This is a genomic window from Gordonia iterans, from assembly GCF_002993285.1.
GTDB lineage: Bacteria > Actinomycetota > Actinomycetes > Mycobacteriales > Mycobacteriaceae > Gordonia > Gordonia iterans.
The window spans coordinates 3,049,095-3,067,699 of the sequence record NZ_CP027433.1 but is presented as its reverse complement, the minus strand read 5'-3'; the positions used below and the strand labels follow the sequence as shown (position 1 = coordinate 3,067,699).

18 protein-coding genes, 3 tRNA genes and 1 pseudogene are annotated in these 18,605 nt (G+C 69.0%); 14 read left to right on the top strand and 8 right to left on the bottom strand.

Features of this window, described 5'->3' with window-relative positions:
* Window positions 1–32: 32 nt before the first annotated feature.
* The 6 genes from gltX (at window position 33) to C6V83_RS14135 (ending at window position 2,902) form a co-directional block, all read left to right on the top strand.
* A complete protein-coding gene (gene gltX / locus C6V83_RS14155) occupies window positions 33–1,505 on the top strand; it encodes a glutamate--tRNA ligase (protein WP_105942932.1) in 1,473 nt (490 codons plus the stop codon).
* Window positions 1,506–1,602: 97 nt separating this feature from the next.
* A tRNA-Gln gene (locus C6V83_RS14150) sits at window positions 1,603–1,674 on the top strand.
* 49 nt (window positions 1,675–1,723) lie between these two features.
* Window positions 1,724–1,799 (top strand) — tRNA-Glu (locus tag C6V83_RS14145).
* Between the two features lie 30 nt (window positions 1,800–1,829).
* A tRNA-Glu gene (locus tag C6V83_RS14140) sits at window positions 1,830–1,902 on the top strand.
* A 238-nt stretch (window positions 1,903–2,140) separates the two neighbouring features.
* Window positions 2,141–2,278 carry a hypothetical protein gene (locus tag C6V83_RS18385; protein WP_159067528.1) on the top strand — a complete coding sequence of 46 codons (138 nt, stop codon included), beginning with the start codon at window positions 2,141–2,143 and terminating at the stop codon, window positions 2,276–2,278.
* Window positions 2,279–2,299: 21 nt separating this feature from the next.
* Window positions 2,300–2,902 carry a VOC family protein gene (locus tag C6V83_RS14135; protein ID WP_159067527.1) on the top strand — a complete coding sequence of 201 codons (603 nt, stop codon included), beginning with the start codon at window positions 2,300–2,302 and terminating at the stop codon, window positions 2,900–2,902.
* A 71-nt stretch (window positions 2,903–2,973) separates the two neighbouring features.
* Here the strand turns inward: C6V83_RS14135 and C6V83_RS14130 are convergent, their stop codons facing one another.
* Window positions 2,974–3,495 (bottom strand): pyridoxamine 5'-phosphate oxidase family protein, encoded by a 522-nt coding sequence (locus C6V83_RS14130; protein ID WP_105942930.1) that lies wholly within the window; start codon window positions 3,493–3,495, stop codon window positions 2,974–2,976.
* Window positions 3,496–3,576: 81 nt separating this feature from the next.
* A complete protein-coding gene (locus tag C6V83_RS14125) occupies window positions 3,577–4,278 on the bottom strand; it encodes an IclR family transcriptional regulator (protein WP_105942929.1) in 702 nt (233 codons plus the stop codon).
* Between the two features lie 98 nt (window positions 4,279–4,376).
* Here C6V83_RS14125 and leuC point away from each other — a divergent pair, with 98 nt between their 5' ends.
* From leuC to C6V83_RS14110, 3 genes and pseudogenes are all read left to right on the top strand, one after another.
* A complete protein-coding gene (leuC, locus tag C6V83_RS14120) occupies window positions 4,377–5,819 on the top strand; it encodes a 3-isopropylmalate dehydratase large subunit (protein ID WP_105942928.1) in 1,443 nt (480 codons plus the stop codon).
* Window positions 5,820–5,844: 25 nt separating this feature from the next.
* Entirely contained in the window at window positions 5,845–6,435 is a 591-nt protein-coding gene (gene leuD / locus C6V83_RS14115; RefSeq protein ID WP_105942927.1) for a 3-isopropylmalate dehydratase small subunit, read from the top strand.
* Window positions 6,436–6,632: 197 nt separating this feature from the next.
* A pseudogene (locus C6V83_RS14110) lies at window positions 6,633–7,304 on the top strand (HU family DNA-binding protein); the annotation flags it as partial.
* Window positions 7,305–7,582: 278 nt separating this feature from the next.
* Here the strand turns inward: C6V83_RS14110 and C6V83_RS14105 are convergent.
* From C6V83_RS14105 to cofC, 3 genes are read right to left on the bottom strand one after another with little or no spacing between them, the layout of a single operon-like run.
* Complete coding sequence (locus C6V83_RS14105; protein WP_105942925.1) at window positions 7,583–8,497, bottom strand: NUDIX hydrolase; 915 nt, start codon at window positions 8,495–8,497, stop codon at window positions 7,583–7,585.
* Window positions 8,494–10,683 (bottom strand): RNA degradosome polyphosphate kinase, encoded by a 2,190-nt coding sequence (locus tag C6V83_RS14100; RefSeq protein WP_105942924.1) that lies wholly within the window; start codon window positions 10,681–10,683, stop codon window positions 8,494–8,496. The genes C6V83_RS14105 and C6V83_RS14100 overlap by 4 nt, the downstream gene beginning before the upstream one ends.
* 14 nt (window positions 10,684–10,697) lie before the next feature.
* Window positions 10,698–11,360, bottom strand: coding sequence for a 2-phospho-L-lactate guanylyltransferase (gene cofC, locus C6V83_RS14095; RefSeq protein WP_234353743.1), 663 nt, complete (start codon window positions 11,358–11,360; stop codon window positions 10,698–10,700).
* A gap of 117 nt (window positions 11,361–11,477) precedes the next feature.
* Between cofC and C6V83_RS14090 the strand changes: the two genes are divergently transcribed.
* Window positions 11,478–12,494, top strand: coding sequence for an NAD(P)H-dependent glycerol-3-phosphate dehydrogenase (locus C6V83_RS14090; protein ID WP_105942922.1), 1,017 nt, complete (start codon window positions 11,478–11,480; stop codon window positions 12,492–12,494).
* 104 nt (window positions 12,495–12,598) lie between these two features.
* Here the strand turns inward: C6V83_RS14090 and C6V83_RS14085 are convergent, their stop codons facing one another.
* Window positions 12,599–13,621: a thiamine-phosphate kinase gene (locus C6V83_RS14085; protein ID WP_234353742.1), complete on the bottom strand. Its 1,023-nt coding sequence runs from the start codon at window positions 13,619–13,621 to the stop codon at window positions 12,599–12,601.
* Window positions 13,622–13,644: 23 nt separating this feature from the next.
* Between C6V83_RS14085 and C6V83_RS14080 the strand changes: the two genes are divergently transcribed.
* From C6V83_RS14080 to C6V83_RS14070, 3 genes are read left to right on the top strand one after another with little or no spacing between them, the layout of a single operon-like run.
* Window positions 13,645–14,247 (top strand): DUF3515 domain-containing protein, encoded by a 603-nt coding sequence (locus C6V83_RS14080; protein WP_105942920.1) that lies wholly within the window; start codon window positions 13,645–13,647, stop codon window positions 14,245–14,247.
* Window positions 14,248–14,280: 33 nt separating this feature from the next.
* Window positions 14,281–14,802: a gamma carbonic anhydrase family protein gene (locus C6V83_RS14075; RefSeq protein ID WP_105942919.1), complete on the top strand. Its 522-nt coding sequence runs from the start codon at window positions 14,281–14,283 to the stop codon at window positions 14,800–14,802.
* A complete protein-coding gene (locus C6V83_RS14070; protein WP_199832522.1) occupies window positions 14,802–15,476 on the top strand; it encodes a uracil-DNA glycosylase in 675 nt (224 codons plus the stop codon). Before C6V83_RS14075 ends, C6V83_RS14070 begins: the two co-directional genes overlap by 1 nt.
* Window positions 15,477–15,541: 65 nt before the next feature.
* On the opposite strand, the gene C6V83_RS14065 is transcribed toward C6V83_RS14070, so the two are convergent.
* Window positions 15,542–16,333, bottom strand: a complete 792-nt coding sequence (locus tag C6V83_RS14065; protein ID WP_105942917.1) for an enoyl-CoA hydratase/isomerase family protein — start codon at window positions 16,331–16,333, stop codon at window positions 15,542–15,544.
* 125 nt (window positions 16,334–16,458) lie between these two features.
* Window positions 16,459–16,650: a 50S ribosomal protein L28 gene (gene rpmB, locus C6V83_RS14060; RefSeq protein ID WP_006336855.1), complete on the bottom strand. Its 192-nt coding sequence runs from the start codon at window positions 16,648–16,650 to the stop codon at window positions 16,459–16,461.
* Window positions 16,651–16,900: 250 nt separating this feature from the next.
* On the opposite strand from rpmB, the gene C6V83_RS14055 reads away from it, so the two are divergent.
* On the top strand, window positions 16,901–18,601 hold the full coding sequence (locus C6V83_RS14055) for a DAK2 domain-containing protein (protein ID WP_105942916.1): 1,701 nt from the start codon (window positions 16,901–16,903) through the stop codon (window positions 18,599–18,601).
* Window positions 18,602–18,605 lie beyond the last annotated feature (4 nt).

Below are 18,605 nucleotides of genomic sequence, written 5' to 3'. Positions count from 1 at the left end.
GACGATTCCTGCGCTCCACTACGCTGACCTGCATGACCGTCCGTGTTCGCTTCTGCCCTTCACCCACCGGAACTCCGCATGTGGGTCTCGCCCGCACCGCGCTGTTCAATTTCGCTCAGGCCCGTCACTCCGGCGGCACCTTCGTCTTCCGCATCGAAGACACCGACGCCGCGCGCGACAGCGAGGAGAGCTACGCCGCCATCCTGGACGCGCTGCGCTGGCTGGGTCTGGACTGGGACGAGGGGCCCGAGGTCGGCGGGCCGTACGGACCGTACCGGCAGTCCGAGCGCAAGCAGCTGCACCTCGACGTCGTCGATCGTCTGGTGGAGGCCGGGTTCGCCTACGAGGCGTACTCGACGCCCGAGGAGGTGGAGGCGCGGCACCGTGCGGCTGGTCGTGACCCGAAGCTCGGCTACGACAACTACGACCGCGAACTGACCGGTGACCAGCGCGCGGCCTTCGCTGCGGAGGGCCGCAAGCCGGTGATCCGCCTGCGGATGCCCGACGACGACCTCACGTGGACCGACCTGGTTCGCGGCGAGACCACCATCAAGGCCGGAACGGTGCCCGACTTCGCGCTGACGCGCGGCAACGGCGACCCGCTCTATACCCTGGTGAACCCGGTCGACGACGCGATGATGAAGATCACGCACGTGCTGCGGGGCGAGGATCTGCTCGCCTCGACGCCGCGGCAGATCGCGCTGTACCGGGCGCTGATCGAGCTGGGCGTGGCCGATCGGGTGCCCGAGTTCGGCCACCTGCCGTTCGTGATGGGCGAGGGCAACAAGAAGCTCTCCAAGCGCGACCCGGAGAGCAATCTCTTCCATCACCGCGACCGCGGCTTCATCCCCGAGGGGCTGTTGAACTACCTGGCGCTACTGGGCTGGGGCCTGTCGGCCGACAACGACGTCTTCTCCCTCGAGGAGATGGTCGCGGCCTTCGACGTGCGCAACGTCAACTCCAACCCGGCGCGCTTCGACCAGAAGAAGGCGGACGCCATCAACGCCGAGCACCTGCGCAGGCTCGCCCCGGCAGACTTCGCGGGACGGTTGCGGCACTTCCTCGTCGAGCACGGCCGCCTCGAGGAGCCGATCGACGACGCCGTGTTCCGGCCGCTCGCCGACCTGGTGCAGACGCGCGTCCAGGTGCTCGGCGACGCGTGGGACCTGATCAAGTTCGCGTACGTCTCGGACGAAGACTTCGCCTTCGACGAGAAGTCCGCCGCCAAGAACCTCAAGGCCGACGCCGTGCCCGTTCTGGAAGCGACGATCACCGCGTGCGAGAGCGTGCCGGACTGGACGACGGCGGCCATCGAGGACGCGCTCAAGGCGGCGCTGATCGACGGCTTGGAGCTCAAGCCACGCAAGGCCTACGGTCCGGTGCGGGTCGGCGTCACCGGCGCGGCGATCAGTCCGCCGCTGTTCGAGTCGATGGAGATCCTCGGCCGCGAGCGCACCTTGCGCAGGCTGGCGCAGGCGCGAGAGGTCGCCGCTGCAGCGGTCTGAACTGCTGATTTGCGGTTTGGGGGGAGAATGTTGGTAATCTCTTCTCCGGTCCGGAACAACGCCGAGCGACAGTGACGCGAAGTTCCGGGAAACCCCTTGGGGTATGGTGTAATTGGCAACACAGCTGATTCTGGTTCAGCCATTCTAGGTTCGAGTCCTGGTACCCCAGCAAGGTGGACGGTCGCAGACCGACCGCTTTAACAGAACAGTTGTTCTAGGGCCCCGTCGTCTAGCGGCCTAGGACGCCGCCCTCTCAAGGCGGTAGCGCGGGTTCGAATCCCGTCGGGGCTACCACGACTGGTCTGACACAATTGAATCTCTTAGGCTCCCGTCGTCTAGCGGCCTAGGACGCCGCCCTCTCAAGGCGGTAGCGCGGGTTCAAATCCCGTCGGGAGTACGTATATGACCGAGGCCCTCCGGCCTGCGACACGATCGCAAAGCCGGAGGGCCTCGGTCGTATACGTGTATTCAGTACTGTGATTTCAGGCCCTTCGACCGCGTGTCCTCGCCTGCTCGGCCACGCATGCTCAGGAACCGCGGAGCGACGCCAGTGCCGTGGCGTTGCGGGGCTTGACGGCACCGGGCCACTGGTAGTTAGGTTTACCTAACTATCCGCTCTCGTTCTCGGAGGCCTCATGTCCGGCGAATCGGCCGCGTTCGACCACCTGATCCACTGGGTCGGCGACCTGGAGGGCGCCGCGGCCGAGTACACCGGCATCGGGCTGCCGGTGCACGATGCGCTGGCAATGGAGGGATTCCGGAACTCCGCATGAGGAATCGACGACGAGCGCTACGTGGAGCTGGCCACCGTCACCGATTGGGAGGCGGTGACCGCGTCCACATACGCGGGGAGTCTGGAGATCCTCAAGCCGGCCGTCGATGCTCTCGCCGCCGGTGGACGCAGCGGTGACGGGCTGATCACCTTCGCGATCGACGTCGCGGACGCCGCTGCCACCGCCGAGCGGCTGCGGGACGCGGGTCACGAGGTGGACGAGGCTCCGGTCTGGTTCGAGGACAGGGGCGTGGGATTCCTGGAGATCTTCGTCCGGGATGCGCCGTCGTACTTTCCCTTCTTCATCACCTACGACCCGCCGCGTGCCGAACTGGGGAAGACGCGTGCGGCGTACCGAAAGGAGCACGGGATCGAGCAGCCGCTGAACCCGGGGGACCTGGTGGCGCTCCTGATCCGTACGCCGGACCCGGCATCGGAGGCGCACTTGCTCGGTGAACTGAGCGGGTGCACCGTCGACGGCACGGTGGTCCGCCTGCCGGGCGGCGAGGTGCGGTTCGAGCAGGGCGCCCCGGCCGGGCTGTATGGCTTCGTCGTCCGCGGCGTCGACGTGCCCGGCGGCGAGATCGAGATCGCCGGCGTCACGGTGCGCTCCGAACCGGACTGACACCGCACTGCGCGGCTCGGCACGTGTGATTTGCCGGATCCGTCCCTCGGCTGTCGGGAATGTCGTCCAGGTCAGGTGTAGAACGGGGACGTCGAGCCGGCGAGGGGCATCTCCGGGAGATTCAGCTTCCGGTGATCCCAGGAACGGAGGCGCTCGGGCACCACGCGCACGGCGACGCGCTTGTGCATCATCGCGTCGACGGCTGGACGCAGGTCGTCGGTGTACGGGCCGTTGTAGCGTTCCCACACGCTGATGCCCGCGGCCAGGCAGTGCTCCTCGTCGTCGTAGATGGTGGCGAAGCCCTCGATCGCGACGCCGCGCAGCGTGTCGTAGGTGAGACCGTCTTCGATCAGCACGGTGATTCGTGGATTGCGGCGCAGGTTCACCGCCTTCTGGGACTTCGCCTTGGTCTCGAACCAGACCTCCGGGACCGGTCCGCCGTCGGGGGACTCGAGCAGGCCGTACCACATGGCCACCAGATGCGGCTGTCCGTCGCGGCCGACGGTGGCCATGGTGGCCGTCCGGTTGCGGCGGACGAAGTCGGCGATCTCGTCGTCGGTCATGACGATCTGGCTGCGCTGGTTGGTTCCCATGCTGCGAACCTATCCGATCCCAGGCGGACGAGAATACGGATCGTTCCTGCCGCGCAGCTGGATTCGCCGGCGGGAGACGTGTCAGAGGCGGGTGCCGATACGTTGCGCTGCGGCGACCAGGTCGGCGGCCCAGCGTTCCCCCGGGCGCCGGCCCATCCGGTCGATCGGGCCGGACACCGAGACCGCGGCGACCACCGTGCCGTCGGCATCGTGCACGGGCGCGGAGACGCTCGCGACGCCGTCCGCACGTTCTCCCGCGCTCTGCGCCCAGCCGCGTCTGCGGACCTCGGCGAGCGAACGGTCCGTATAGACGGCGTCGCTCAGCAGATTCGCGCGTGCGTCCGGCTCGGCGTAGGCGGCCAGGACCCGTGCGGCCGAACCCGCCGACATCGGCAGCCGCATGCCGACCGGTACGGTGTCGCGCAGGCCGGTGGGCGGTTCGACGGCGGCGACACAGACGCGCTCGGCGCCCTCCCGGCGATAGAGCTGCACTGACTCGCCGGTGATCTCCTGGAGGCCGGGAAGCACCGCGAGCGCGGCGTCGCGGACGGCGTCGTGGGCCGACGCGGCCAGCTGGGCCAGGGCGGGACCGGGAATCCACCGGCCCGCGCCGTCGCGGGCGAGCAGTCGATGGGTCTCCAGCCCGACGGCCAGCCGGTGCGCGGTGGCGCGGGGCAGTCCGGTCGCGTCGGTGAGCTCGGCGAGATTGCACGGTCGCTCGGCTGCCGTCTGCAGGACCAGCACCGATTTGTCTAAGACGCCGATTCCGCTAGAATTTCCCATGCAGCGATATTAGCTGTCCAGATATTGAGATTGCCAGCGCGCATCGGCGACAGCCCCGAAGCCATGCGCACCGGCGAAGGTGGAAGTCGAGTGTGCTCATGACCGAGTCGAACGCAACGAGCCGGCCGCGGACGCTGGCCGAGAAGGTCTGGGACAGCCACGTGGTGGTCCCGGGCAAGGTCGACGAGAACGGTGAAGTCGGACCGGACCTGATCTACATCGATCTGCACCTGGTGCACGAGGTGACCAGTCCGCAGGCCTTCGACGGTCTCCGCATGGCCGGCCGCCCGCTGCGGCGGCCTGACCTCACCATCGCGACCGAGGACCACAACGTCCCGACGGTCGACATCTTCAGCCCGATCGCCGATCAGGTCTCCGCCCTCCAGGTGGAGACGCTTCGCCGCAACTGTGCGGAGTTCGGCGTCCGACTGCATCCGATGGGCGACGACGAGCAGGGCATCGTCCATGTCGTCGGACCTCAGCTCGGCCTGACGCAGCCGGGCATGACGGTGGTCTGCGGCGACAGCCACACCTCCACGCACGGCGCGTTCGGCGCCATCGCGATGGGGATCGGCACCTCCGAAGTGGAGCACGTGATGGCCACGCAGACGCTGTCGCTGCGGCCGTTCAAGACCATGGCGATCAATGTCGACGGCGAACTGCCGCCCGGGGTCACCGGGAAGGACCTGATCCTGGCGATCATCGCCGAGATCGGCACGGGCGGCGGCCAGGGGCACGTTCTGGAGTACCGCGGACCGGCGATCGAGAAGCTGTCGATGGAAGCGCGCATGACCATGTGCAACATGTCGATCGAGGCCGGCGCCCGCGCCGGTATGGTCGCGCCCGATCAGACCACCTACGACTACCTCAAAGGCCGCCCCCACGCACCGAAGGGCGCCGAGTGGGACGCCGCCGTCGAGTACTGGGACAGCTTGCGCACGGACGAGGGCGCCGTCTTCGACCGGGAGGTGCACATCGACGCCACCACGCTGACGCCGTTCATCACCTGGGGGACCAACCCGGGGCAGGGGCTTCCGCTGGGGGCGAGCGTGCCCGATCCCGCCGACATTCTCGACGAGACCGAGGCGCTGGCCGCCGAGCGTGCACTGGAGTACATGGATCTGGTTCCGGGGACCCCGCTGCGCGACGTCGAGGTGAACACCGTGTTCGTCGGATCGTGCACCAACGGGCGCATCGAGGATCTGCGCGCGGTCGCCGAAGTCCTCAAGGGCCGCAAGGTGGCCGACGGTGTGCGCATGCTCGTGGTGCCGGGCTCGATGAAGGTCCGGGCGCAGGCCGAAGACGAGGGGCTCGGCGAGGTCTTCACCGCGGCAGGCGCAGAGTGGCGCATGGCGGGCTGCTCGATGTGCCTGGGCATGAATCCGGATCAGCTGTCTGCCGGCGATCGGTGCGCGTCGACGTCGAACCGCAACTTCGAAGGGCGCCAAGGCAAGGGCGGCCGCACGCACCTGGTGTCGCCGGCCGTCGCGGCCGCGACCGCGGTGCGCGGCCGACTGTCGTCCCCGGCCGACCTGGCCTGATCCCAGACTTCACGAAAGAGCAATCATGGAAGCGATCGTCAAGCACACCGGTGTCGGAGTTCCGTTGCAGCGCAGCAATGTCGATACCGACCAGATCATCCCCGCCGTGTACCTCAAGCGGGTCACGCGGACCGGATTCGAGGACGGGCTGTTCGCCGGATGGCGTAACGATCCGGACTTCATCCTCAACAACGAGCCGTGGAGTTCCGGATCGGTGTTGGTCGCCGGGCCCGATTTCGGCACCGGATCATCACGCGAACACGCGGTCTGGGCCCTGATGGACTTCGGTTTCCGCGTCGTGATCTCCTCGCGTTTCGCGGATATCTTCCGGGGCAATTCCGGAAAGGCGGGACTCGTTGCGGCACAAGTGGATCAGAACGACGTCGAGCTGATCTGGAAGCGCCTGGAGGCCGAGCCCGGACTTGAGTTGACTGTCGATCTCCAGACACGCACCGTGACGGCCGGCGATCTGGTGGTGCCCCTGCAGATCGACGACTACACGCGTTGGCGCCTGATGGAGGGGCTCGACGACATCGGGCTGACCCTGCGCGAGGTCGATGCCATCACCGCCTTCGAAGAGACGCGGCCCCCGTTCAAGCCGCGCACCCTGCCCTGAATCCCGACGGGCCTTCGGGGCGAGAGTTCGCTCGGCCGGCACGGTGGTTTCCGTCTCGATTCGACGCGTGTCGGTCGTCGGCGCGTATGCGACACGTGGGCCGAATTCTTTTGTTGCTCCCACGTTTTCACTGCAGCACGTTTAACGTGAGGTTCAGCTGGTCCGGCAGCTGAACCAACTTCCTGCGGAGGAACGCAATGAACAAGGCCCAACTCATCGAGGAGCTGACTAAGCGACTCGACGCAGACCGCAAGACCGCCACCGCGGCGGTGGAGACTCTCGTCGACACGATCGTGCGCGCCGTCAGCAAAGGCGAGAGCGTCACGATCACCGGCTTCGGTGTGTTCGAGAAGCGCCGTCGGGCACCGCGTGTGGCACGAAATCCACGCACCGGTGAGACCGTGAAGGTGCGTGCCACATCGGTGCCTTCGTTCCGTCCGGGCGCGCAGTTCAAGGATATCATCGCCGGTCGTAAGAAGCTGAAGGCCGGCGAGCCCGCGGTCAAGCGCACCAGCGAGTCCAGTTCCTCGGCGAAGGCCGCGACCAGCTCGACCCAGCGGAAGACCGCTGCGAAGAAGACGGCCGCGAAGGTCTCGACAAGCTCGACCCAGCGGAAGACGACGGCCGCGAAGAAGACGGCCGCGAAGAAGACGGCCGCGAAGAAGACGGCCGCGAAGAAGACGGCCGCGAAGAAGACGGCCGCGAAGAAGACGGCCGCGAAGGTCTCGACAAGCTCGACCCAGCGGAAGACGACGGCCGCGAAGACGACGGCCGCGAAGGTCTCGACAAGCTCGACCCAGCGGAAGACCACGGCCGCGAAGAAGACGGCCGCGAAGACGACGGCCGCGAAGAAGACGGCGGCGAAGGTCTCGACAAGCTCGACCCAGCGGAAGACCACTCCGGCGAAGGTCTCGACAAGCTCGACCCAGCGGAAGACCACTCCGGCGAAGGTCTCGACAAGCTCGACCCAGCGGAAGACCACGGCCGCGAAGAAGACGGCCGCGAAGAAAACCGCCCCGGCGAAGAAAACTACCCCGGCGAAGGTCTCGACAAGCTCGACCCAGCGGAAGACCACTCCGGCGAAGGTCTCGACAAGCTCGACCCAGCGGAAGGCCACCGCGGCGAAGAAGTCGGCGAAGTAGCTGCGTCAGAGCTCGTTCTTGCCCGCGAGCGGGCTCGGAATGTGGTCGGCCTGGATCAGCGTGTCGCCGCGCAACGTCAGGATCCACACGCTGCCTTTCCGGTTTCGGGAGGGCGGCAGCTCGATACCGGCATCGCCTGCCCACCGCCCCAGTAGCGGCGCGATGGTCCTGCCCTGACTGCAGACGGCGCGTGCGCCGACGACCGGCGCGGCCAGTTCGCGCAGGCGCGCGTACGCCGCGTCCGGGTCCGCGGCGAAGGCCTCCTCGGTGAGTGCGCGCTCCACGTGGATGTCGGTGCGGAGTTCCTGAGCGAGCGGCGTGAGCGTCTGAACGCAGCGCAGCCGGTCGGCGGCGTACAGGTGGTGCACGCCGTACAGGCCGAGCAACGGCACGAGTGCTTCGGCCTGCTGTTCGCCGACGCCGTCCAGCGGGCGATCGGAGTCGTCGCCGGAGAACCGGGACCGTCGTCCTGCCTTCGCATGACGAACGACGATCAGTTCGTGCAGCTGCTCGGCGGGGTGTTCAGCGAAGGTCTCGAGCACCTTGCGGTCTGCGGGATAGGAGACGGTGCGCTGGGCCCGTTCGGGGGTCAGCCATTGGAGGTCGTCGGTCTCGCGGTTCACCTGGAAGCGGCCGGTGGTCATCTGCATCGACCAGTAGGCGACCTTCTTCTGCGCTCCGGTCTTCAGCTCGTAACGGACCGTGGCGAGGTGACGTCCGACCCGCGCGGAGTAGCCGGTCTCCTCGAGAACCTCGCGGTAGGCGGTCGTCACCATCAGCTCGCCGTCGTGCGCCTTGCCCTTGGGCAGCGACCAGTCGCCGTACCGGGGCCGATGCACGACAGCCACCTCGACCTTGCCCGCCGCGGTATGCCGCCAGAGCACCCCGCCGCCTGCGCACACGGTGCGGACCGGACTCATGCGCCCGGGCTGTCGGAGAACCGGCGCTTGCGGGAGACCATCTGCCGCTGATGGTCTCGCACCTGCTCGCCGGCTGCGGGCGAAGCCTTCCACGCTCCGTCGGCCTGCAGTTCCCAGCACCGGGTCCGCGGGTCGAAGGCGGAGTCGAAGATCTCCTGCAGGTCGGCGGCGAGCCTGCGGTCACGCACCTGCACCATCACCTCGACGCGGCGATCCAGGTTGCGGTGCATCATGTCTGCGCTGCCGATCCAATACTCCTGTGCCGCACCGAAGATCAGAATGCGCGAGTGTTCCAGGAACTGGCCGAGGATCGACCGGACGGTGATGTTCTCACTCAGCCCCGGGACACCCGGCCGCAGTGCGCAGATGCCGCGGACGAAGACGTCGACCGGCACTCCGGCCTGGGAGGCGCGGTACAGGGCATCGATGATCTGCTCGTCGACCAGGGCATTCGCCTTCAGCTGGATCCGCGCGTTCACGTCTCCCGCCCGCAGTGCGGCCACCTCGGCCTCGATCCGTTCGATGATGCCGGTCCGGATGCTGTGCGGGGCCACGAGCAGGTTCCGGTAGTCCTGCTTGCGGGAGTAGCCGGTGAGGGTGTTGAACAGGTCGGTGAGGTCTGCGCCGATCTCGGGGGCCGCCGTGAACAAGCCGACGTCCTCGTACAGGCGGGCAGTCTTCGGGTTGTAGTTGCCGGTGCCGATGTGGCAGTAGCGTCGGATGGTGGAGCCTTCGCGGCGGACCACCAGGCAGGTCTTGCAGTGGGTCTTGAGACCGACCAGGCCGTACACCACGTGCACCCCGGACTTCTCCAGTTTGCGCGCCCAGCGGATGTTCGCCTGCTCGTCGAACCGGGCCTTGAGCTCGACCAGCGCGACCACTTGCTTGCCGGCGGCGGCGGCGTCGATCAGCGCGTTGACGACGGGGGAGTCTCCCGACGTGCGGTACAGCGTCTGCTTGATGGCCAGCACCTTGGGGTCGGCGGCGGCCTGCTCGATGAAGCGCTGCACGCTGGTGGAGAACGAGTCGTACGGGTGATGCACCAGCACGTCGCCCTCCTGCAAGGTCTGGAAGATGTTGCGCGGCGTCTCGCGCTCGCCGAACGCCGGATGGGTCTTCGGGACGAACGGACGTTCCTTGAGCCCGGGGCGGTCCACGCCGTACACCTCGAAGAGCGAGGTCAGGTCGAGCAGGCCCGGGACGCCGATCACGTCGGCAGGATCCACGTCCAGCTCGCGGAGCAGCAACTCCAGCATGTGCTCGCTCATGTCGTCGCCCACCTCGAGACGGACCGGGGACCCGAAGCGTCGTCGTGCCAACTCCCGCTCCAGGGCCTGCAGCAGGTCCTCGTCGCGGTCTTCGTCCACCTCGAAATCGGCGTTCCTGGTCACCCGGAACACATGGTGCTCCACCACGTGCATGCCGGGGAACAGGAACTCCAGATTGGCCGCGATCAGCTTCTCCAGCGGAAGGAAGATCGCCGGTCGGTGACCGTCCGGGCCGGTCGGGGCGTCGTCCGGGATCAGCTTGTCCACGCGGATGAACCGGGGGATGTTGTTGGGCACCTTGACCCGCGCGAAGTGCTCTCCGCCCTCGGACTCGTCGCGCACGGTCACCGCGAGATTCAGGGAGAGGCCGCTGATGTAGGGGAACGGATGCGCCGGGTCCACCGCCAGCGGGGTGAGGATGGGGAAGAGCTCGTTGTGGAAGTACTCGCGCAGCCGGACGTGTTGCCGGGACGTCAGATCGTCCCAGGAAGCGATGTGCACGTTCGCCTCGGCGAGCGCCGGGCACACCGAGTCGATGAAGACCCGCGCGTGCCGATCGGCGATCTTCTGCGTGCGCGCGGCGATCAGCTGCAACTGTTCACGAGGCGAGCGGCCGTCGGCCGAGCGGACGGAGAGCCCGGTCTCGTCGCGACGCTTGAGACCGGCCACGCGCACCATGAAGAACTCGTCGAGGTTCGACGCGAAGATCGCCAAGAACTTCGCGCGTTCCAGCAGCGGTGCGGAGGTGTCCTCGGCGAGCGCGAGGACGCGCGAATTGAAGTCGAGCCAGCTGAGCTCGCGGTTGAAATAGCGCTCGGCGGGCAGGTCTGCCGACTCATCCGGAAGGACGGTCTCGGCGGGGAGGGCGGGCGGCAACGCCGTGCTGGCGTCTTCGGTGGTCTCGTCCGTGGCGGTCACGTGCCCATTGTTCCCTATCTCTGTGGTTCGCGCGGGGCGACGTCACCGGCCGGCTCGCCGGTGACGGCGACCGTCGCCGGGCCGGGCCTCAGGGCCAGCGCGGCGCGCAGGTCGGCGAGGGTGTCGACGTCGCAGCGCAGGTCCGGCCAGCGCTTCCGGTCGGGATCGAGTTCGACGGCTCCGGCGGCGCGGTGGCGAGCCGCCGAGCCGGGGCCGAAACCCGGGACGAAGGGGTGTCCGGCCGACACCGCGAGCAGCGCGGTGCCGGTGCCGTGGCGGTCGGCCACGAACGCGACCGGATGCGCGTGTGCCGCGATTCGCGCCTGCGCGAACGACGCTGCCGTCAGCGCCGGCAGATCGGCCTGCAGGTAGAGCACGTCGTGGCCCGGCCGGGCGGTGGCGGCCCCGAGCGCCAGCGCGTCGTTGAGGCCGCCCGTGTCCGGCGCCTCGGCGAGGGCGTCGATGCCGAGGCCGATCGCGCGGCGGCGGACCTCCGGGTCCGGGCTCACGACGACGATGCGGGCTGCGCCGGCGACCTGGACCGCGCGGACGGTGTCGGTGAACATCGCGGCGACCAGGGCCTCGCGCGCCTGTGGCGAGGGCGTGTGCCCGGCCAGCCGGCTCTTGGCCTCGCGCAGGCGTTTCAGCGCGAGCACCACCGTCACGTCGTCGGACATACCGACCATGGTGCACGCCCCGACGGAGCGGACACGGAGCGGGACTCGATTCGCGCCGCGCGGACGGCCGGAGCAACTAGGGTGGGAACCCAGTCAGCCGAGAGGGAGTGGTCTGCAGTGCGCGCAGTGGTGATGGGTTCGGGTTCGTGGGGGACGGCGGTGGCCAAGATCCTCGTCGATGCCGGCAACGAGGTGACGATGTGGGCGCGGCGGCCCGAACTCGCCGAACAGATCAACACCGCGCACGAGAACTCGGACTATCTCGCGGGTGTCCGGCTCCCCGAGACGCTGAGGGCGGTGTCGTCGGTGCCGGAGGCGCTGGCCGGCGCCGAACTGGTGGTGTGCGCGGTGCCGTCGCAGTCGTTGCGCGGCAACCTCGAGCGCTGGCGCGAGCACTTGCCCGCGGACGCCGTGTTGTTGTCGCTGGCCAAGGGCGTGGAGATCAGCACCGGCGAGCGGATGAGCCAGGTGATCAAGGAGGTCAGCGGGTTCGACGAGAAGCAGATCGCGGTGCTGTCCGGACCGAACCTCGCGCGCGAAATCGCCGAAGAGCAGCCCGCGGCCACGGTCATCGCCTGCACGGACGAGGAGGTCGCCAAGCGCGTCCAGGCGGCGTTCGCGGCACCCTACTTCCGGCCGTACACCAACACCGACGTGGTGGGCACCGAGATCGGCGGCGCCGCCAAGAACGTCATCGCCCTGGCCTGCGGCATGGCCTCGGGGATGGGTTTCGGTGAGAACACGCTGGCCACACTGATCACCCGGGGACTCGCTGAGACCATGCGTCTGGGAGTGGCGCTGGGCGCGGACATGCGCACCCTGGCCGGCCTCGCCGGAATCGGCGACCTGGTCGCGACCTGTTCGTCGCCGCTCTCGCGCAACCGCACCTTCGGTGCGCGACTCGGCGAAGGCAAGTCGCTGGAGGAGGCTCAGGCCGCCACCAACGGTCAGGTCGCCGAGGGCGTCAAGTCGTGCAGGTCGGTGCGCGCGCTGGCGCACGAGCACGGGGTCGAGATGCCGCTCACCGAGGCCGTGTACCAGGTGTGCCACGAGGGCTTGGCGGTCGGGGACATGGTCGGCATGCTCCTGGGCCGCGACACCAAGCCCGAGGTGTACGGCAGCGCTGACGCCTGAGCGGCGTGCCCGTCCCATGTTGCCACGCTTGTCGCGGTGTGCCGGGCGGGAGTCTGCGCGACACGTGATCCGGGAGTGCGGCGAACGCGAGTCACCGGGTCACATCAGGTCTCGCTGAACGACTGCCAGCCGTGCAGTCCGCTCGCCGCAGCGCCGTCGACCGTGGCGCCGGTCCCACCGGCCCGGCACGTGCCGATCTCGGTCCAGCCGTCCGGGACGTCGGCGGGTGCGAACGCGCCCAGCAGCTGGTGATCCTCGCCGCCGGTGAGCGCCCAGCGGATCGGATCCACGCCCAGCTCGGCGGCGCACTCGTCGAGCTGCGGGGCGCGGGGCACGGTGGCGGAGACGACGTCGACGGCCAATCCGGAGGCGTCCGCGACGGTGATGATCTCCTCGACGAGACCGTCGGAGACGTCGGTCATGGCGTGCGCGCCCGCCCGCGCCGCGCGGGGCCCTTGCGACAGGTCCGGCTGGGGCAGCCTGTACGCCGCGACCAGCGAGGAAAACCGTTGTGCCAGAGCGTTATCCGCACCGTACTCGATCGCTGAGAGGACGGCGAGGCCGGCGGCTGCGGCGCCGAGCGGACCGCTCACGGCCAGCACGTCGCCGGGCCGCGCGCCGGACAGCGTGACCGGCTCCACGCCGGCCAGGGAGCCGAGCGAGGTGACCGTGAGGATCACGGTGGGCGAGGACACCAGATCGCCGCCGAGTACGCGCCCGCCGAGTCGGTGCGTCTGCTCGACGAGACCCTCGTTCAGGGCGAGCAGGCGCGCGACGGAAGTCTGCGGCGGGCATCCGAGGGAGACGACGATCCCGTCGAGCACCCCGCCCATCGCCGCGACGTCGGCCGCGCTCTGCACCACCGCGCGGGCCCCGATCTGCTCGGGCTCCGACCAGTCGAACCGGAAGTGGCGGCCCGCGACGGCGGTGTCGGTGCTCACCACCACCGCGCCGCGCCCGCGCAGGACGGCGGCGTCGTCGCCCGACCCGATCACCACGTCCGGGTCGTCGATGCCCGGGCCGGACCGCTGGTCTGCGGCGTGGGTGAACAACTTGATCAGCGCGCGTTCGCCGACCTCGCCGACGGTGCGGCCGCTGTCGGTGGCGGGCTCGCGTGGGTGCTGCACGGCGCCGACATTACGCTCGTGACATGACCGAAGAGGATTCGAAGGCCGATCGCGAGCAGGAGGACGACGGCTCCGACGCCGCCGCACCGGGGAGCGCTCCCGCATCCGACCAGCCGGTCCGGCTGAGTCCCGCGCTGATCGCGACGCTGGTGACCATCCCGATCGTGGTGATCACCGCCTTCGTCGTGTATGCGGTGATCAAATCCAATGAGATTCCGCAGACTCCCATCCAGAGCTACCCGACGTCGAACCTGACCGCCGAGACCCAGGCGTGCGGCCCGTTGATCGAGAAGCTCCCGGATTCGTTCGGCGAGTATCGCGACAAGACGGTCGACGGCCATCTGGTCCGGTGGACAGATCCCGATTCGGCGACCAACGAGCCGCTGGAATTGCGTTGCGGCGTGGCTCGGCCGGAAGGGCTGGCACCGACCAGTTCACTCCAGGTGGTGCATCCGGTGCAGTGGTTCATCACCGACACCGACGAGAACCGCGGGCAGGCGTACGTGCTGGTCGACCGCCGCCCCTACATCGCGGTCTGGGTGCCCGCCGGGGCCGGCAACGCCGCGCTCACCGACATCTCCGGGATCGTGGCCGAACTCGAACCGGCGCCGCTGGACTTCGGATAGTGGTCGTCGCACCCCGGGTGGTTAGATCGGTCCATGGCTGTCTACGCACTCGGCGATCGTGAACCGGTACTCGGCACAGACGTGTACATCCACCCCGACGCGACGGTGATCGGCGACGTCACCCTCGGTGACGGGGTCTCGGTGTGGCCCGGGGCGGTGCTGCGCGGCGACTACGGCAGCATCACGGTCGGCGCGCGCACCAACATTCAGGACGGCACCGTCGTTCACTGCACCTTCGCCGAGGCGACCGTGATCGGCGCGGGTTGCGTAGTGGGGCACAACGCGCACATCGAGGGGGCGGTGATCGGCGACGACTGTCTGATCGCATCCGGTTCGGTGGTCCTGAACGGTTCGACGATCGGCGCCAACTCGGTCGTCGGCGCGGGCGCGGTGGTGCCGTACAAGACTGAGATCCCGCCGAGGTCGATGGCGGTGGGCGTGCCGGCGAAGGTGCGCGAGGGCGTCGAGGTTCCCGAGGGGCACGTGGCCGGCAACACCGAGCTCTACTTCCAGAACGCGCGGTACTACGCCGACAACCTCCGGCGGCTCGACTGATGGCCAGAGCACTGGCCGAACTGGTCGATCCCGGCTGGGCGCGGGCACTGGCCCCGGTCGGGGACCAGATCGGGGTGATGGGCGACTTCTTGCGGGCCGAGAACGCCGCCGGCCGGGGATACCTGCCGGCCGGAGAGAACGTGCTGCGCGCCTTCGCCCGGCCGTTCGACGACGTGCGGGTGCTGATCGTCGGGCAGGATCCGTACCCCACGCCGGGGCACGCGGTCGGTCTGAGTTTCTCTGTGGCGCCGGAGGTCTCACCGATTCCGCGGTCCCTGGCCAACATCTACACCGAGTACTGCGACGACCTGGGCTACCCGTACCCGTCGAACGGCGACCTGAGTCCGTGGGCCGACAACGGCGTGCTGCTGCTGAACCGGGTACTGACAGTGCAGCCCCGTGAGCCCGGCTCGCATCGCCGGAAGGGCTGGGAAGCGGTGACCGAGTGCGCGATCCGGGCGCTCGCCGCCCGGGACGAGCCGCTCGTGGCGATCCTCTGGGGCAACGATGCGCGCTCGACCGCGCAATGGCTGCCGGATGTCCCGACGATCGAGTCGGTGCACCCGTCGCCGCTGTCGGCCTCCCGCGGCTTCTTCGGTTCCAAGCCCTTCTCCCGCGCGAACGAGGAACTGCTCGACCTGGGCGGCGAGCCGGTCGACTGGCGTCTGCCCTGAGCTGGTCGGGCGAAGTCGAGACCCTGCACGCTGGTCGAGCGGAGTCCAGACCTGGGCCGGCCGTCTCAGCCGCGGGCGGAGGGGAAGTCGGGGGATCGCTTCTCCGCGAAGGCGTTCACACCCTCGATGCCCTCGCCGGTGACGGCGACGGCGGCGATCGTCTCGGCTTCGGCGTGCAACTGTTCGCTCAGGGTGTTCGACGACGACGCGAACAGGAGCCGCCGGATCGCGGCGTACGACCCGCTGGGACCGGCGGCCAGTTCGGCGGCGATCGCGCGGGCGCGGGGCTTCACCTGACCGTCGTCGACCAGTTCGCTGAGGATGCTCAGCTCGAGGGCGGACTGCGCATCGAGCACCTCGTCGCGCAGCAGAATGGTGCGTGCTCGGCCCAGGCCGACGATCCGCGGCAGCAGCCATGACATGCCGCCGTCGGGGGAGAGGCCGATGCCCGGGTACGCCGGCCGCAGCTTGCTCGACGGCCCGCCTACCGCGAAGTCCGCGTGCAGGACGATCGACATGCCGGCGCCCGCGGCCCACCCCTGGGCCGCGGCGACGGTGGGCAGCGCGGTGGTGTGCAGATCCGACAGAAGGCCGTGCAGATCGTGGGCGAGGCCGCGCAGGAACTCGCCGCGCTGCGGGGCGTCGTGGAAGTGCTTCACGTTGCCGCCCGCGCAGAAGTTGTCGCCGCGGCCGGTGAGAAGGACCGAGCGTGCCTTCAGATGACCGCGCATCACCGACTGCAGGGCCGCGCGGCCGGCCAGCACGGCCTCGTGGTCGAGGGAGTTGCCTGCGGTCGTCAAGGAGACGGTCAGCTCCAGGACTCCGTCGTCGTGCAATGTGGTGAATCGGTCAGTCATGACGATGACTCTAGGGTGTGCGCTCCGGGCGGGGAGGCGCAGGGCGCGGAGCGCGCGGAGACGACGAATCGCCGCCCGGCCTTCAAGGCCGAACGGCGATCGATCGTGATGGTCGGGCGGTCGGCTCAGACCGAGGCGGTCTTGCCGGCCTTCAGGCACGAGGTGCAGACGTTCTTGCGCTTGCGGTTGCCCGGGGCGACCTCGACGCGAACCGACTGGATGTTCGGGTTCCAGCGGCGGTTGGTGCGACGGTGCGAGTGCGAGACCGACTTGCCGAAGCCGGGGCCCTTGCCGCAGATGTCACAGACGGCAGCCATGTCGAACTCCCTTGGTTGAAAGTGGTGGTTGACTCACCTGCCGGGCGAGTGACATACGGATATGCGCACCCGGGCAGGCAACCCGAACAGATTAACCGGCCGGGGCCGGGCCTGACAAATCGTGACGCGGCTCGCCAGAGCAGTGCCCGCGATGTCGGCGGGGCCGCGTAATCTCAGACACATCGTGCACGCCCGTGCGCCTCTGGTGGTGCGGGTCGTATCGGAGCCGGGCAGAAGGGACACCGTGGGAATGCAGCCGGTCAGCGGAGCGCAGCCGGTCAGCGGAGCGCAGCCGGTCGGCGGCGTGCACGCGATCGGCGCGAGCGCGCCGATCAGCCCCGGTCTGATCCGCGACTGGGCGCGGGCCTGCGCGGACGGCCTCGCCGAGCAACGCGGCGAGATCAATGACCTCAACGTGTTCCCCATCCCGGACGCGGACACCGGAAGCAACATGGCGTTCACCATGGCCGGAGCCGCGGATGCACTCGACGACCTGCCCGTCGACGCCGATCTGTGCACCGTCACGCGCACGCTCGCCGACGGTGCGGTGGCGAATGCGCGGGGCAACTCGGGAATCATCCTGTCGCAGATCCTGATGGGCCTGGCCGATGCCGCCGACCTGGCGACCGCGGACAACGACCCGAGTTTCAACCGGCTCACCGCCAGCGGGCTGCGCCTGGCTTCGCTGTCGGCGCAGCGTGCGGTGAGCGTTCCGCGGGAGGGCACGGTGCTCACCGTGCTCCGGGTGGCCGCCGACGTGGCGGCACGCGAGGTCCACTCCGCTCCGGCCGATCTGGTCCGGGCCGTCGCCGACGAGGCGGCGATCGCACTGGAGGAGACCACCGAGCAGATGATCGAGCTCGCCAATGCGGGTGTCGTCGACGCCGGTGCGCGGGGGTTCCTGGTGCTGCTCGACGCGATGGTGCTCGTCGTGACCGGCGTCGCGAATCGCCGTCGTACCTACCGCGGGTCGATGACCGACACCGGGCATGCCGGCGGCGAGTGCTCCGGCTCGGGCGACACCGACTTCGAGGTGATGTACATCCTGGTCGCCGACGACGGCACCCGAATCGCCGCGCTGCGCGACGAACTCGGTCAGCTGGGCGATTCGGTGGTGATCGTGGGCGACAGCTCCGCGGACGCCGAGCAGTTCTCGGTTCACGTGCACACCGATGTGCCCGGCGAGGCGATCGAGGCGGGGCTCCGGGTCGGCGAGGTGCGGGACATCCGGATCAGCTGCTTTCTGCTCGACGAGGTGCGCAAGGACCCCGGCGCCAACGAGCCGCCGCCGCGGCACAAGCGTGCGGTGCTGGTGCTCGCCCAGGGTGACGGCGCGGCGGAGCTCTTCGCCGACGCGGGCGCCGTGGTGGTGCGGACCGATCACGGGATCCATCCGGCGACAGTCGCCGAGGCGATCCGTGCGGCCGACAGCGCGCACACGATCGTCATGGGCAACGGCATGATCGCGTCCGCCGACCTGGTGTCGGTGGGTGCGGACGCGCGCTCGTCCAAACGGTCTCTCGTATTCATCCCCACGCTGTCGATGGTGCAGTGCCTCGCCGCGCTGGCCGTGCACGAGCCGGCCGAGTCGCCGGACGTGGACGCGTTCGCCATGGCCGAGGCCGCCGCCGCCACGCGCTGGGGATCGCTGCGCCGATCGACGTCGCGGATGATGACGCTGGTCGGCACCTGCGAGCTCGGCGACACCCTCGGACTGATCGGTTCGGACGTGCTGGTGATCGACGACGACCAGGCGCTCGCCGCGGCCAAGCTGCTCGACTTGATGCTGGGCACCGGCGGCGAGCTGGTCACGATCCTGGTCGGCCGGGACCTGTGCGCCGAAACCCGTGCGCGGATCTCCGAGCACCTGCACCGTGAGTACCCGGGCATCGAGCTGGCGATGTACGACGGCGGCCAGACCGGCCAGCTGCTGCAGATCGGCGTCGAATAGGTGC

Excerpts from the sequence above, each read along its gene's own strand:
- gltX (WP_105942932.1), top strand. The coding sequence starts at position 33 with ATGACCGTCCGTGTTCGCTTCTGCCCTTCACCCACCGGAACTCCGCAT.
- C6V83_RS14105 (WP_105942925.1), bottom strand. The coding sequence starts at position 8,497 with ATGAGTCCGGTCCGCACCGTGTGCGCAGGCGGCGGGGTGCTCTGGCGG.
- C6V83_RS14080 (WP_105942920.1), top strand. The coding sequence starts at position 13,645 with ATGACCGAAGAGGATTCGAAGGCCGATCGCGAGCAGGAGGACGACGGC.
- leuC (WP_105942928.1), top strand. The coding sequence starts at position 4,377 with ATGACCGAGTCGAACGCAACGAGCCGGCCGCGGACGCTGGCCGAGAAG.
- rpmB (WP_006336855.1), bottom strand. The coding sequence starts at position 16,650 with ATGGCTGCCGTCTGTGACATCTGCGGCAAGGGCCCCGGCTTCGGCAAG.
- C6V83_RS14055 (WP_105942916.1), top strand. The coding sequence starts at position 16,901 with ATGCAGCCGGTCAGCGGAGCGCAGCCGGTCAGCGGAGCGCAGCCGGTC.
- C6V83_RS14065 (WP_105942917.1), bottom strand. The coding sequence starts at position 16,333 with ATGACTGACCGATTCACCACATTGCACGACGACGGAGTCCTGGAGCTG.
- cofC (WP_234353743.1), bottom strand. The coding sequence starts at position 11,360 with ATGTCCGACGACGTGACGGTGGTGCTCGCGCTGAAACGCCTGCGCGAG.
- C6V83_RS14125 (WP_105942929.1), bottom strand. The coding sequence starts at position 4,278 with ATGGGAAATTCTAGCGGAATCGGCGTCTTAGACAAATCGGTGCTGGTC.
- C6V83_RS14130 (WP_105942930.1), bottom strand. The coding sequence starts at position 3,495 with ATGGGAACCAACCAGCGCAGCCAGATCGTCATGACCGACGACGAGATC.
- C6V83_RS14070 (WP_199832522.1), top strand. The coding sequence starts at position 14,802 with ATGGCCAGAGCACTGGCCGAACTGGTCGATCCCGGCTGGGCGCGGGCA.
- C6V83_RS14075 (WP_105942919.1), top strand. The coding sequence starts at position 14,281 with ATGGCTGTCTACGCACTCGGCGATCGTGAACCGGTACTCGGCACAGAC.
- C6V83_RS18385 (WP_159067528.1), top strand. The coding sequence starts at position 2,141 with ATGTCCGGCGAATCGGCCGCGTTCGACCACCTGATCCACTGGGTCGGC.
- leuD (WP_105942927.1), top strand. The coding sequence starts at position 5,845 with ATGGAAGCGATCGTCAAGCACACCGGTGTCGGAGTTCCGTTGCAGCGC.